Source organism: Actinoplanes sp. NPDC048796 (genome assembly GCF_040650035.1).
Taxonomy (GTDB): Bacteria; Actinomycetota; Actinomycetes; order Mycobacteriales; family Micromonosporaceae; genus Actinoplanes.
On record NZ_JBEZGO010000001.1, the window covers coordinates 1429336 to 1445177 of the forward strand.

General features: G+C 77.4%; 1 protein-coding gene. It reads right to left on the reverse strand.

What is annotated here, in order from left to right; all coding sequences use genetic code 11:
• Positions 1-35 precede the first annotated feature (35 nt).
• Positions 36-15806: a type I polyketide synthase gene (locus AB0C26_RS06755; RefSeq protein ID WP_360242588.1), complete on the reverse strand. Its 15771-nt coding sequence runs from the start codon at positions 15804-15806 to the stop codon at positions 36-38.
• Positions 15807-15842: the final 36 nt, after the last annotated feature.

The following is a 15842-nucleotide window of genomic DNA, read 5'->3' on the forward strand; positions in this document are numbered from 1 at the left end:
GGCATGCCGGTGGCCCCCTTCCGTTCGCCCGGATCCTAGGGCTTGTCCTGGGCGGTACGCCCGATCCACTCCTCGATCGCGGCGGCCGTCGAGGCGATCTCCTCGGCCATCATCGTGAAGTGGTTGCCGGGGACGTCGAGCACGGTGTGCTCCAGCGGCCACGACGAGCGCCAGTCGGCCTCGCTCTTCGGCGGCTCGTCGGCCGGCACCAGCTCGGACGCCCGCATCAGCACGGTGGGCGCCTTGACCGGCTTCATCGACCACTCGCCGAAGAAGCCGAAGTAGCCGGCCATCGCGGTGAGCCGGACGTCGGTCATCGGGCCCACCTTGGCCTCGGCGTCCAGCGACGACTTCTGCAGCACCGGCAGGATGTAGTGCAGGGCCGAACTGCTCGGCGGGTACGTGTCGAGCAGCACCAGGCCGCTCACCGGGGCGCCCAGCTCCTCCAGGCGGGCCGCCACCAGGTGGGCCACCGTGCCACCCGACGAGCGGCCCACCACGGTGCACGGCCCCCCGCCGGTGCGCGCCAGCACCCCGGCGGCGAGGAAGTCCACCAGCGCGGCGAAGTCGGCCGGCAGGCGCTCGCCGGCCACGAAGCCGGGATAGACCGGCGACCACACGTCGCGCCGCCCGCGCAGCTCGGCCGCGAGCGGGGTGTACTCGTGCGGGCCGCCGAAGACGGTCGGCGACGGGAAGCAGATCAGCGGCGGGCCGGCCGGGCCGGCACACAGCCGGATCAGCTCCGGCCGGACCGTGGACTCCTCCGCGGTGCGGAAGCTCGGCCGGAACCGGGACGCGAGCTGGAGCATCGTCGTGCCGTCCACGTACTCGCCCAGTTCGGAGGCGCGGCGGTAGAGCGCCGCCAGGGTGGTGCCGTCGCCGTCGTACTCCGGCTCACCGGCCGCCTCGGGCGGCGCGGCGGCCGGGCCGGCGGTGAGCGAGTCGTGCAGTTCGGCCGCGAGCCCGGAGATCGTCGGATGGTCGAAGACGACGGTGGTGGCCAGGCTCACCCCGGTGGTGGCGGCGAGCGCGTTGCGCAGCTCGACCGACATCAGCGAGTCGAATCCGAGCTCGGCGAAGACGTCGGCGTCGGCGATCGCCGCCGGGCCGGGGTGGCCGAGCACGCCGGCCGCGGCCGAGCGGACCACGTCGTGCAGCGCGGCCATCCGGTCCGGGCCGGGCATCCCGGCCAGCCGGGTCCGCAGGCCGGCCGGGGCGTCCCGATCGGGCCGCGCGACCGGCCGGGTGCGGGCGGCCCCGCGCAGCAGCGCCGGTGCCGGCGCGGCTGACGGGTGCCGCCGATCGAGCCGGGCCGCCACGACGACCGGCGGGGTGCCGCCGAGCGCGGCGTCCATGAGCGACAGCCCCTGCTCGGGGGTGAGCCCCTCGGTGCCGGACCGCTTCCAGCGCCGGTCGCCGACCTGCCCAGCCATGCCGCCGGCGACGTCCCAGAGGCCCCAGGCCAGCGAGTGCGCCGGCAGCCCGAGGGCCCGGCGGTGGGTGGCCAGCGCGTCGAGGTAGGCGTTCGCGGCCGCGTAGTTGGCCTGTCCGGCGGTGCCGAACGTCCCGGCCGTGGACGAGAAGAGCACGAACATCGAGATCGGGTGCCGCTCGGTGAGCCGGTGCAGGTTCCAGGCCGCGTCGACCTTCGGGCGCAGGACGGGGAAGAGCCGCTCCGGGGTGAGCGCGGCGAGCACGCCGTCGTCGAGCACACCGCCGGCGTGCACGACGCCGGTGACCGCGGGCTCGGCGTTCTCGACGACCTTCTCGAGGTCGGTCGCGTCGGCGGCGTCGCAGGCGGCCCAGGTGACCCGGGCGCCCAGCGCCGTCAGGCCGGCCGTGAGCTCGGCCGCGCCCGGTGCCCGATCTCCCCGCCGGCCGATCAGCAGCAGGTCGCGGGCGCCGTGCGCGGTGACCAGATGCCGGGCCACCAGGCCGCCCAGAGCCCCGCCGGCCCCGACCACCAGCACCGTGCCGGAGGGCACCGGCGGGGCAACCGGCGATGACGGGGCGGGCACCGCGGTCAGGCGGGGCAGGCGGATCTCGCCGTCCCGGACGGCGACCACGGGCTCGTCGAGGGCGAGGGCGGTCGCGGTGGCGAGAGGCAGCAGCCCGGCCGCGGCGGTCACGTCGTCGACGTCGACCAGCACGATCCGCCCGGGATGCTCGGACTGGGCGGCGCGCACCAGGCCGTGCACGGCCGCGCCGGCCAGCCCGGTGACGTCCTCGCCCGGCCGCACGGCCGCCGCCCGCTCGGTGAGGACCACCAGCCGGGAGCCGGCCGGGACGTCGGCGGCCAGCCACTCCTGCAGGATCCGCAGCACCCGCGCGACCTCGGCGTGCACCCCGGCCGGGCCGGCCGGAAGCGCGGCGTCGGGCCGCACCGGCGCCACGGCGTGCCGGGTGACGCCGTGCCCGAGGGCGCCGGCCGGATCCGGATCCTCGACCAGGAGCAGTCCGCCGGCGGACAGGCGCCGGCCGGCCTCCGGGCCGTCCGCGCCGGCGAGCACCCACATCTCCCGCCGGGGTGGCTCGTCGACGGTGCCGGGCGCCACTATCCACTCCGGAGCGAGAAGCCCAGCCGTGTTCGCGCTCCGCCGCGGGTCGAGCACGCGCAGGGCGAGCGATTCGATCTCCGCCACGGCCGAGCCCTCCGGGTCGGTCACCGCCACGTGGAACCCGTCGGCCGCGGTGCCGGTGAGGCGGGCCCGGACCGTGGTCGCCCCGGTGGCGTGCACGCTGAGGCCGGTGAAGCTGAACGGGACGCCGACGTCCCGCGCCGAATCGAGCGCGACACCCTGCAGAACGGCGTCGAGCAGGGCCGGATGCAGCGCGAACCCGCCGGCCTCGACCGGCAGCGCCGCCTCCAGCCAGAGGCCGTCCCGGTCGCGCCACGCCGCCCGCAGACCGCGGAAGCTCGGGCCGTAGGCGAGCCCACGCTCGGCGATGCGGTCGTGGAAGCCGTCCAGCTCGACCGGCTCGGCGCCGGGCGGCGGCCAGTGCGCCGGGCCGGTGGGCCGGGTCGTGCCGGTGCCCGGCCGCACCGCGCCGGTGGCGTGCAGCGTCCAGTCGGCGGCGGCACCCGCGCGGGCGAAGACCTGGACCGGCCGCTGTTCACCGGATCCGGCCGCGCCGACGGTGACCTGGAGGGCGACGGTCGCGTCGTCCGGCACCAGCAGGGGCGCCCGCAGGACCAGCTCCTGCACGCGGTCGCACCCGAGCGCGTCACCGGCCTGGACGAACAGCTCGGCGAAGGCGGTGCCGGGGAAGAGGGCGCCGCCCGCGACGGCGTGGTCGGCCAGCCACGGATGGGTGCGGACCGACACCGCGCCGGTCAGCGTCACCCCGCCGGTCTCCGGCTGATCCAGCATCGCGCTCAGCACCGGGTGGTCCACCGCGCCCAGCCCGGCCGCGGCGACGTCGCCCCGGGCCGCGCCGGCCGATGCTGTGAGCCAGAACCGCTGGTGCTCGAACGGGTAGGTGGGCAGGTCGGCGGCCACGGCCGTGGCGCCGCGCGCCGCCGGCCAGTCGACGTGTGCGCCGGCGACGTGCAGCCCGGCCAGGGCGTCCAGGACGGACTCCGGACCGGCGCGGCCGGAGCGGGCGACGCTGAGGACCGCCGGGCGGCGACCCGGTTCCGCGCCCTCGATCGCTTCGTGGACGGCGGACGTGAGCACCGTGGCCGGCCCCACCTCCAGGACGGTCGTGGCCCCGGCGGCGAGGATCGCGTCGAGCGCGTCCGAGAAGCGCACGGTGGAGCGCACGTTCGCGCGCCAGTGGCCCGGGTCGGCCGCCGTCCCCGCCTCCACGGCGCGTCCGGTCACCGTGGAGATCATCGTCAGGTCCGGCGCGTGCACCGTCAGGTCCGCGGTCACCTCGGCGAACGCGTCGAGCATGGGCTCCATGTGTGCGGAGTGGAACGCGTGGCTGACCGTGAGCGGGCGAGTGCGGTGCCCGCGGGCGGCGAGCCGCGACGCCACCGCGTCCACCGCGTCGGCGTCACCGGAGACCACCACCGAGCGGGGGCCGTTGACGGCGGCGATGCCGGCCCGGCCGCCGACGCCGGGCTCGGCGGCGAGAACCGCGGCCACCTCCGCCTCGGACGCGCCGATCGCCGTCATCCCGCCGCCGCCGGGCAGTCGCTGCATGAGGGCGCCGCGGGCCACGACCATCCGGCACGCGTCGGCCAGGCCGAGCGCACCGCAGAGGTACGCGGCCGTCAGCTCACCGACCGAGTGACCGGCCACGATGTCGGCGCGCACCCCGGACGACTCCAGGTCGCGGTAGAGGGCGGCCTCGTACGCGAAGAGCGCGGGCTGGGCGTATTCGGTGCGGTGCAGCCGGGCGTCGTCGGCGGCGAACATGACCTCGAGCAGATCGCCCGGTCCGCCGGCGGCCAGCAGGGCGCCGCACAGCTCGTCCAAGGCGGCCCGGAAGGCGGGACGCCGCTCGTACAGATCCCGGCCCATGCCCGGCCGCTGCGCGCCCTGGCCGGGAAGAATGACGGCCAGCGGCCCGCCGCGGGCCACCCCGCGGAACAGGCCGGGAGCGGCCCGCCCGGAGGAGAGCGCGTCGAGGGCGGCGAGCAGGCCGTCGCGGTCGGCGGCGCGCAGGGCCGCCCGGTGCCGCAGGTGGGCCCGGCCGGCGACGAGCGCCCCGGCCACGGCGACCGGGGTGTCCTGCGGCCGGTCGAGCAGGTGCTCGCGCAACCGCGCCGCCTGCACGGCGAGCGCGGCGGCGGACCGGGCGGAGAGCAGGACCGGGAGTGACCCGGCCGGCGTGTCCGGCGGCGTGCCGACGGGCGCGGGCGCCTCCTCCAGGATGACGTGCGCGTTGGTGCCGCTGATGCCGAAGGCCGACACACCGGCCCGCCGGGGCCGGTCGCCGGACGGCCAGTCGCGGGGCTCGGTCAGCAGCCGCACCGCGCCCGCCGACCAGTCCACCTCGGGCGACGGCTCGTCCACGTGCAGGGTGGGCGGCATCGTCCCGTGGCGCAGCGCCTGCACCATCTTGATCACTCCGGCCACGCCCGCGGCCGCCTGCGCGTGGCCGATGTTCGACTTGATCGAGCCGAGCCACAGCGGGGCCTCGGCCGGGCGCTCACGGCCGTACGTGGCCAGCAGCGCCTGCGCCTCGATCGGGTCGCCCAGGGTCGTGCCGGTGCCGTGCGCCTCGACGACGTCCACGTCGCCCGGCTCGATGCCGGCGGCGCCGAGCGCCTGGCGGATCACCCGCTGCTGCGACGGCCCGTTCGGCGCGGTCAGCCCGTTGGAGGCGCCGTCCTGGTTGACGGCCGACCCGCGGAGCACGGCCAGGATCCGGCGCCCGTTGCGCCGCGCGTCGGAGAGCCGCTCCAGCACGAGCAGGCCCGCCCCCTCGGCCCAGCCGGTGCCGTCGGCGGCCGCCGCGAACGCCTTGCACCGGCCGTCCGGCGCCAGCCCGCCCTGCCGGGAGAACTCCGCGAACAGCACCGGCGTGAACAGCACCGAGACGCCGCCGGCCAGGGCCAGAGTGCTCTCCCCGGTGCGCAGCGACTGCGCCGCCAGGTGCAACGCCACCAGCGACGACGAGCACGCCGTGTCGACGGTGACCGTGGGCCCTTCGGCGCCGAGCACGTAGGCCAGCCGGCCGGACAGGACGCTGCCGGCGGTACCGCTGAGCAGGTGACCCGCCGCGTCGTCGGCCACCGAGGAGAGGTGGGCCACGTAGTCCTGCGAGCTGCCGCCGACGAAGACGCCGGTCCGCGTGCCGCGGATCGAGCTGGGGTCGGTGCCGGCGCGTTCCAGCGCCTCCCAGGCGGTTTCGAGCAGCAGCCGCTGCTGCGGGTCCATGACGGTCGCCTCGCGCGGTGAGATCCCGAAGAACGCGGCGTCGAAGCCCGCCACGTCGGCGAGGAATCCGCCGCCGGTGGCGCGGACCGCGGCGTCCTGACCGTAGAGCCGGTCCAGGTCCCACCCGCGGTCGGCGGGGATGTCCGCGACGGCGTCGGTGCCCGCGGCCACCAGCCGCCACAGGTCCTCCGGTGTCGTCACTCCCCCGGGATACCGGCAGCCCATGCCGACGATGGCGATGGGCTCGGCCGATCCGGCCGGCGCCTCGGCCGCGGCCGGCACGATCTCCTCGGCCGCGCCGAACTCGGCGAGGAGAAGATCGACGACGGCGGCCGGTGTCGGATGGTCGAAGACCAGGGTGGCCGGCAGCCGCAGACCGGCGGCCGCGCCGAGCCGGTTGCGCAGTTCGACGGCGCTCAGCGAGTCGAACCCGAGTGCCTTGAACGGGCGGTCCGGCTCGACCGCGTCGCGGACCGCCTCGCCCAGCACCGCGGCGATGTGCGCGCGAACCGTCTCGTAGAGGTGCCGCCGGCGCTCGCCGGGCGGCATGCCCGCCAGCCTGGCCGCGAGCTCCGTCCGGGCCACGTCGGCCGAGGTCGCGGCCGACCGGCGGGCCGGGCCGGGCCGCCGGGAGCCGGTGCCGTCCCGCTCGTCGCGCAGCGCGGCGCGCACCTCAGGGATGTCGGAGATCAGCGGGCGGGCGCGGATCAGGGTGAAGCTCGGCACGAACGCCGCCCAGTCGATGTCCGCGACCACCGCCGTGGGCTCGGCCCCGTCGACCGCGTCGCGCATCGCGAGCAGCGCCGCGCCGGGGTCCATCCGGCGGATGCCGCGGCGGCGCAGCATCGCGTCGCCCGCGTCGTCCACCATGCCGCCGCCGGCCCAGCTGCCCCAGGCCACCGAGGTGGCCACCGCGCCGCGGGCCCGCCGGGCCTCGGCCAGCGCGTCGAGGTAGGTGTTGGCGGCGGCGTACCCGGCCTGCCCGGCGCTGCCCCAGATGGCGGCGCCCGACGAGAACAGCACGAAGGCGTCCAGCTCGTGGCCCTCGAGCAGCTCGTCGAGGTGCCGGGCGCCGTCCACCTTGCCGGACAGCACCGCGGCGAGCTCGGCGGCGCCGGTGTCGCCGATCATCGTGAACTGACCGGTCCCGGCCGCGTGGACCACGGCCGAAACCGGGCCGATCCGGTCGAGCAGGGCCGCCAGGGCGGCCCGGTCGGCCACGTCGCAGGACGCCACCGTCGCCTCCGCGCCCGCGGCGCGCAGCTCCCGGGCGAGGTCGGCGGCGCCCGGCGCCTCGGGCCCCCGGCGGCCGGTCACCACGACGTGCTCGGCGCCGGAGCGGGCCAGCCAGCGGGCCACATGCCCGCCGACCGCGCCCGTGCCCCCGGTGACCAGCACCGTGCCGCGCGGCTGCCACGGCGCCCCGGCCGGAGCCGGCGTGGCGGCGCGCATCATGCGGCGCGCGTACACGCCCTCGGCGCGCACGGCCACCTGATCCTCGCCGTCGGCTCCGGCGTGCAGCACCGCGACGACCCGGTCGACGGTCTCCCGGCCGGGGTCGGCCGGCATGTCGATCAGCCCGCCCCAGAGCTCCGGGTGTTCCAGCGCCGCGACCCGGGCGAAGCCCCAGACCGGCGCCCGCTCGGGCACCGGCGGCGCGTCCGCCGGGCCGGCCGACACGGCGCCGGTGGTCAACCACCACACCGGCGCCCGGAGACCCGCGTCGATCAGGGCGCGCAGGACGGTCAGGGCCTCGGCCGGGTCGCCGGAGAGCGGGCGGAACAGCACGCCGGCGACCTCCGTGCCGGCGGCGGCCCGGGCGAGGGCGGCCGGGTCCGCGGGAACCTCGCGGACGGCGGCGCCGCCTTCGGCGAGGGCGGCGGCGACCGGGTCCGTCGCCGAGCCCGGCGACGAGATCACGAGCCAGGCACCGGACGGTCGCGGCGCGGCCGGTACCGGCACCGGCAGCCACCGCACCCGGTAGCGCCACGACCGGGCCGGCGAGTCGTCCACCGACCGCAGGGTCACCGCCTCGACGGTCAGGACGGGGGCGCCGAGCGGATCGGCCGCGTCGATCCGGACGGCACCCGAGGCGCCGGTGGTGAGCCGCACCCGCAGGCTGTCGGCGCCGCTCGCGTGCAGCGTCACACCCGACCAGGCGGCCGGCACGACACCGTCCAGGACGCTCAGCGCCCGGTCCAGGAGCGCCGGGTGCAAGCCGTACGACGCGGCCTCCTCACGCTCGCGCCCGGTCAGCTCGACCTCGGCGTACCGGGCGCCGGATGACTGCCAGAGCGCCCGCACGCCCGGCGGGGCCGGCACCGGCTCGGCCTCCGGCGGTGGCCACGGCAACTCGGCCGGCACGGCGGGATCGCCCGCGAGGCGGCCGGTGGCGAGCCGGCTCCACGCGTCCTCCTCGGCACCGGCCGGCCGCGCGTACACCTCCACCGGGTATCCCTCCGCGCCGTCCGGGGCGGGCAGGAACACCCGGAGCTGCAGGCCCTCGTCCGGCACGGCCGGCGGCTCGTGGACGGTCAGCTCGGCCAGCCGCCCGGATCCGTACCGGTCACCGGCCCGCGTGACCAGCTCGACCAGGACGGCGCCGGCCGGGCCGGCGGGCAGCCACGCCTGCCGGCCCCGGGCGAGCGTGCCGCTGAAGACCACGCCGTGCCCGCCCGGGAGCTCGACCTCCGCGGCCAGCAGCGGATGCCCGGCGGGCACCAGCCCGGCCGCCGCCACATCGGCCGTCCCGGCCCGGGGCGTCAGCCAGTAGTGCTGGTGCTCGAACGGATAGGTCGGCAGCTCCAGGTCGAGGGAGGGACGGCGGCCCCACGGCGCGAGTCTCGCCCAGTCGACGGGAACGCCGTGTGCCCAGGCCTCGGTCAGCGACCGCCGGAAGCGCTCCCGGCCGGCTTCGTCGCGGCGCAGCGTGCCACCGGCCCACCCGGCGACGCCGGACTCCTCCAGCGTCTCGCGGACGCCGATGGTGAGCACCGGATGCGGGCTGCACTCGACGAAGGCGCGATACCCGTCGCCGAGCGCGGCGCCCACCGCCTGGTGCAGACGCACCTGGTCGCGCAGATTCCGGAACCAGTAGCCGGCGTCCATCTCGGCGCCGTCCAGGCGCGCGCCGGTCAACGTGGAGTACAAAGGCAGCTCACCCGAGCGTGGCGTGACCGGGGCCAGCAGCTCGGCGAGCGTCTCGCGCATGCTCTCCACCTGCGCGGAGTGCGAGGCGTAGTCCACCTCGACGCGCCGGGCCGCGACGTTCTCGGCGGCGCACCGGTCCAGCAGCTCCCGCACGGCGGCCGGCTCGCCGGAGACCACAGTGGAGCGCGGGCCGTTCACCGCCGCGATGCCGATCGCGTTGCCCTGGCCGTCGAGCAGGCGCGACACCTCCTGCTCGGGCAGGGGCACCGACACCATGCCACCGTGCCCGCCGAGCGCCGTCAGGGCACGGCTGCGCAACGCGACCACCCGCGCGCCGTCGTCGAGCGTCAGCGCGCCCGCGAAGACCGCGGCGGCGATCTCGCCCTGGGAGTGCCCGATGACGGCCTCCGGGCGCACGCCGGCGGCCCGCCACATCTCGGCCAGCGCCAGCATCACCGCGAACAGCACCGGCTGCACCACGTCGACCCGGTCGAGCGACGGCGCGCCCGGTTCGCCGCGCACCACGTCGAGCACGGAGAAGTCCACGTGCGGCGCCAGGGCGGCGGCGCACTCGTGCATCCGCTCGGTGAAGACGGGGTCGGTGCCGATCAGGTCGGCGGCCATCCCCGGCCACTGCGCGCCCTGGCCGGGAAAGACGAACACGGTCTTGCCCAGCACCGCCGCGCCCGTGGCGACGTCCGCGGCGGGCGCGTCCTCGGCCAGGGCGGCCAGGGCGGGAAGCAGCCGCTCGGTGCCGGCGGCGTCGATCCCGGCGCGATGCTCCAGCGGGCGCCGCGTGGTGGCCAGCGTGTAGGCGACCCGCGCGAGCGACGCCGGCGGATGAGCGGTCAGGTGATCGAGCAGCCGGCGCGCCTGGCGGCGCAGGGCGGCCGGGGTGCGGCCGGAGAGCAGCACCGGCAGCGGCTCACCGGGCTCGGCCGGGACGTCGGGGCCGGGCGCCGCCTCTTCGAGGATGAGGTGGGCGTTGGTGCCGCTCGCGCCGAACGAGGAGACGGCGGCCCGGCGCGGCCGGTCCACGGCGGGCCAGGCCCGCCCGGCGGTCAGCAGCCGCACCGCGCCGGTGGACCAGTCGACCCGCGGGGTGGGCTCATCCACGTGCAGGGTCGGCGGCAACGTCGCGTGCCGCAGCGCCATCACCATCTTGATGACACCGGCGACACCGGCGGCCGACTGCGTGTGCCCGATGTTCGACTTGACCGAACCGAGCCAGAGCGGCCGGTCGGCGGCCCGGTTCTGCCCGTACGTCGCCAGCAGCGCCTGGGCCTCGATCGGGTCGCCCAGCGTCGTGGCCGTGCCGTGCCCCTCGACCGCGTCCACGTCCTGCGGCGCCAGGCCCGCGTTGGCCAGCGCCTGGCCGATCACCCGCTGCTGGGCCGGGCCGTTCGGGGCGGTCAGGCCGTTGGAGGCGCCGTCCTGGTTGATCGCGCTGCCACGGATCACGGCCAGCACCCGGTGCCCGTTGCGCTCGGCGTCGGACAGCCGCTCCAGGACGAGCAGGCCGGCGCCTTCGCCCCAGCCCGTGCCGTCCGCGGCGGCGGCGTACGACCGGCACCGGCCGTCCCCGGCGAGCCCGCCCTGCTTGGTGAACTCGGCGAAGGCGGCCGGCGTCGCCATCACGGTCACGCCGCCGGCCAGGGCGAGCGAGCTCTCGCCGTTGCGCAGCGACTGCATGGCCAGGTGGATCGCGACGAGCGACGACGAGCAGGCGGTGTCGATCGTGACGGCCGGGCCCTGCAGGCCGTAGGTGTAGGCGATGCGCCCGGACATCACGCTGGCCGAGGTGCCGGTCAGGCCGTGGCCGAGGATGTCGGCGCCGGAGGCGGCGAGCAGGCCCGCGAACTCGGCCGAGGCGCCGCCGACGAAGACGCCGGTCGGCGAGCCCTCGAGCGTGCGCGGGTCGATGCCGGCCCGCTCGAACGCCTCCCAGGACGTCTCGAGCAGCAGCCACTGCTGCGGGTCGGTGGCCTGCGCCTCGCGCGGCGAGATCCCGAAGAAGAGCGGGTCGAAGTCGCCGGCACCGTCCAGGAAGCCGCCGTCCTTGCCGTACGGGGCGCCGTCCAGGTCCCAGCCGCGGTCCCGTGGGAAGGGACCGATCGCGTCCGTGCCGTCGGCGACGAGCCGCCACAGGTCCTCGGGCGAGGCGACCCCGCCGGGATAGCGGCAGGCCATGCCGACGATGGCGACCGGCTCGCCGGTGTCGGCGGTGGCCGCGGCGGTCGTGGCCGCTCCGGTCGCGGCGCCGGTCAGATCGGTGAACAGGTACGCGGCCAGGCGCTCCGGGGTCGGGTGGTCGAAGACGAGGGTGGCCGGCAGCCGGACACCGGCCGCGGCGGCCAGCCGGTTGCGCAGCTCCACCGCCGCCATCGAGTCGAAGCCCATGTCGCGGAAGGCGCGCGAGGCCACGACGGGCTCGGCGGCCGTCTCCCCGAGCACGGCGGTGGCCTCGTCCAGCACGAGCCGCACCAGGCTGTCGCGCGCCTCGGCCTCGGGCAGCTCGCGGAGCCGGCCGGCCAGCGCCGACGCCGGGCGGACGGCGGGGCCGGCCTCGGCCGCCGCCTCCGGGATCTCGTCGAGCAGCGGCCGGCGACGGGCCAGGGTGAAGGTGGCGGCGAACCGCGGCCAGTCGACGTCGGCGACGGTCACGCAGGTCTCGTCGGCCTCGATCGCGTGGCGCAGCGCCGACACGGCCAGGGCCGGGTCCATCACCGGCAGGCCCTGACGTTCGAGCATCCGCTCGCCGAGCGCGTCGACCATGCCACCGCCGGCCCAGCCACCCCACGCGACCGAGGTGGCCCGCAGGCCGCGGCGGCGCCGGGCCTCGGCCAGGGCGTCGAGGTGGGCGTTGGCCGCGGCGTAGCCGCCGCTGCCGGAGCTTCCCCACACCGCCGCCGCCGAGGAGAAGAGCACGAAGGCGTCCAGGTCGCGGTCGGACAGCAGCTCGTCGAGCAGGTCGGCCCCGGTGACCTTGGCCGCGCTCACCTCGGCCAGCGCCGCCGCGTCCAGCTCGGCCACCGGCCGGTACTGCGGCGCACCCGCGGCGTGCAGGACGGCGGTCAGCGGGCGCTCGTCCGGGATGCCGGCGAGCAGCGCGGCCACATCGCGCCGGTCGGTCATGTCGCAGGCGACCGCCTCGGCCGCGCATCCGAGCCCGGCCAGCTCGGCCACGAGCTCGGGCACGCCCGGTGCGCCGGGGCCGCGCCGGCTCGCGAGCAGCAGGTGGGGCGCGCCGGCGGCCGCGAGAGCGCGGGCCACGTGGGCGCCGATGCCGCCGGTGCCGCCGGTGATCAGCACGGTGCCGGCCGGACGCCACGGCCGCCGGGACCGGTCGAGCGGGGCCCGCCGCAACCGCCGGACGTGCACGCCGCTGCCGCGCACCGCCACCTGGTCCTCGCCGCGCCCGTCGGCCAGCACGGCCGCGACCGCCCGGGCCGTACGCTCGTCGAGCCGGGCCGGGAGGTCGACCAGCCCGCCCCAGCGGTCGGCGTGCTCGAGGCCCACCACCCGGCCGAGGCCCCAGATCTCGGCCTGTGCCGGGTCGGGCGCCACGTCGGCGGCGTCCACCGCGACCGCGTGCCGGGTGAGGCACCACAGGGGCGCGCCGACGCCCTCGTCGCCGAGCAGCCGCACCAGGTCGAGCGTGGCGGCCAGGCCGGCCCGGGCCGGCAACGAGAGCACGCCGGTGAGCTCGCCGTGCTCGGCGATCACCTCGTGCAGGGCGCCGGCCACCTCGTCGCGGCCGGGCGCGACGGTCCGCGTCACCACGTCGGCGCCGCCGGCGGCCAGGGCGGCGGCGAGGAGATCCCCGTCGGGGACGGCGTGTCCCTCGGTGCCCAGCAGCAGCCAGGTGCCGGCCGGATGGCCGGGTTCCGGGGTGAACGGCCGCCACCCGATCCGGTAACGCCACGCGCCGACCGCGGCCTCCGCGCGCGACGAACGACGCCACGCCGACAGGGCCGGCACGAGCGTGCGCAGCGACTCCAGCTCGGCTGTCCCGACCGTCAGGGTGGCGGCCAGGCCGTCGAGGTCGCCGCGCTCCACGGCCGCCCAGAACTCCGTCTCCACCGGCGGTGCGGCCGCGGCGCCCTCCGCGTCTCCGGGCGGCACGCCGTCCAGCCACAGCCTTGTCCGGTCGAAGGCGTACGTCGGCAGGGCCCGGTACGCGGGCCGCGGTCCCGCGGCGTTCCAGTCCACCTCGACCCCGGCGACGAAGAGCCGGGCCAGGGCGTCCGCGACGTGTCGCGTCTCGCCGGCGCCGGCGCCGGCGCGGAGCACGGGCACGGCCACCGGCGCCGGGTCGGCACCGGCCAGGCACTGCTCGACCATCGGGGTGAGCACCGCGTCCGGGCCGATCTCCAGCACCGCCGCGAACCGCCCGGCGGACGGCAGCGCGGCGGCGGTCGCGGCGAAGCGCACCGGCCGGCGCACGTTGCGCTCCCAGTGCGCGGGGTCGGCCAGGTCGGCGGCGGTGACCGCACCACCGGTGACGGTCGACAGCAGCAGCGGGCCCGGCTCGCGGAACTCCACACCGGCCAGAACCTGCCGGAACTCGGCCAGCATCGGATCCATCCGGTGCGAGTGGAAGGCGTGGCTGACCGCGAGCCGGCGGGTGCGGCGCCCACGGGAGCGTAACTCGGCCGCTATCGCGTCGACCGCCTCCTCGTCGCCGGAGATCACGACCGAGCGTGGCCCGTTGACCGCGGCGAGATCGGCCCGCCCGTCGAGCAGGCCGGCCACCTCGGCCTCGTCCGCCTCGACCGCCGTCATGGCGCCACCGGCGGGCAGCCGCTGCATGAGCCGGCCGCGCTCGGTCACCAGCCGGGCCGCCTCCTCGAGCGGCAGCGATCCGGCGACGTGCGCGGCGACCAGCTCGCCGACCGAGTGCCCGAGCACCGCGTCCGGCCGCACGCCGTACGTGCCGAGGAGCCGGACCATCGCGACCTCGAACGCGAAGAGCGCCGGCTGGGCGTAGCCGGTCCGGTCGAGCTTCTCCGCCGGGCCGGTGAACATGACCTGACGCAGCGACTCGCCGAGGATCGGGTCGATCACGGCGCACACCTCGTCGAGGGCGGCGGCGAAGGCGGGCGCCGCGGCGTAGAGCTCGCGGCCCATGCCGACGCGCTGCGCGCCCTGCCCGGCGAAGACCATGGCGACCCTGGCCGGTCCGGCCACGCCGCGGACCACTGCGGACGACAGCTCGCCCGCGGCCAGCGCGTCGAGCCCGGCGACGGCGGCCTCCCGGCCGTCCGGCAGGATCGCGGCGCGGTGGCGCAGCGCGGCCCGGGTGGCGACCAGCGAGCGGGCCACCTCGCCGAGCGGCTCGCCGGGGTTGCTCCGCAGGTGCTCGGCCAGGCGCGCGGCCTGACCGGCCAGGGCCTCCGCGCCGGCCGCCGAGAGCAGCAGCGGCGGGATCAGCCCGGTCGCCGGCGTCGCCGGCGTCGCCGATGGTTCCGAAGCGGGCGCCTCCTCGATGATGAGGTGTGCGTTGGTCCCGCTGATGCCGAACGACGAGACGGCGGCGCGGCGCGGGCGGTCCGGCGCCGCCGGCCAGGGGCGGGGCTCGGTCAGCAGCCGCACGTCGCCCGACTCCCAGTCGACCTGCGGCGTCGGCTCGTCCACGTGCAGGGTTCGCGGCAGCAGGCCGTGCCGCAGCGCGTACACCATCTTCATGACCCCGGCCGCCCCCGCCGCGGCCTGGGCGTGGCCGATGTTCGACTTGACCGAGCCGAGCCAGAGCGGCTCGCCCGCCGGCCGGTCCTGTCCGTACGTGGCGAGCAGCGCCTGCGCCTCGATGGGGTCACCGAGCCGGGTGCCGGTGCCGTGCGCCTCCACCACGTCGACGTCGCGCGGGCGCAGCCGCGCGCTCGCCAGGGCCTGCCGGATGACGCTCTGCTGGGACGGCCCGTTCGGGGCGGTCAGGCCGCTGGACGCGCCGTCGGAGTTCACCGCGCTGCCCCGGATCACCGCGTGCACCGGGTGGCCGTTGCGCCGCGCGTCCGAGAGCCGTTCCAGCAGCAGCAGGCCGGCGCCCTCGGCCCAGCCGACGCCGTCGGCCGCCGCGGCGAACGACCGGCAGCGGCCGTCGTGGGCGAGACCGCCCTGGTCGGCGAAGCTGACGAACGGCGCCGGGGTGGCCATCACCGCGACCCCGCCCGCGAGCGCGAGCGACGACTCGCCCTTGCGCAGCGACTGCGCCGCGAGGTGCAGGGCGACCAGCGAGGACGAGCACGCGGTGTCGATCGTGAGAGCCGGCCCTTCGAGGCCGAAGGTGTACGCCACCCGGCCCGAGGCGATGCTGCCGGTGGTGCCGGTGCCCAGGTATCCGGCGACGTGCTCGGGCACCCAGCGCAGCCGGGAGGCGTAGTCGTGGTACATCAGCCCGGCGAACACCCCGGTGGCGCTGCCGCGCAGCGAGTGCGGGTCGATGCCGGCCCGCTCGAACGCCTCCCACGAGGTCTCCAGGAGCAACCGCTGCTGCGGGTCCATGGCCAGCGCCTCGGCCTCGGTGAGCCCGAACGGCGCCGGGTCGAAGTCGGCCGCGTCGTAGAGGAACGCGCCGTTGGCCGCGCCCTCAGGGAGGTCCCAGCCCCGGTCACCGGGAGCGCCGGCGACCGCGTCACCGCCCGCCGCGACGAGCTCCCACAGATCCTCGGGCCCGCGCACCCCGCCCGGGTAGCGGCACGCCATCGCGATGATGGCGATCGGCTCGTGCGCCTGCGTCTCGGTCTCCGCCAGGCGCCGGCGGGTCTGCTGCAGGTCCGCCGTCACCAGCTTGAGATAGTCGAGAAGCTTCTGCTCGTTGGCCATTACCACGTCCTCGTCAGATGAGCGGGGCTGCGGGAG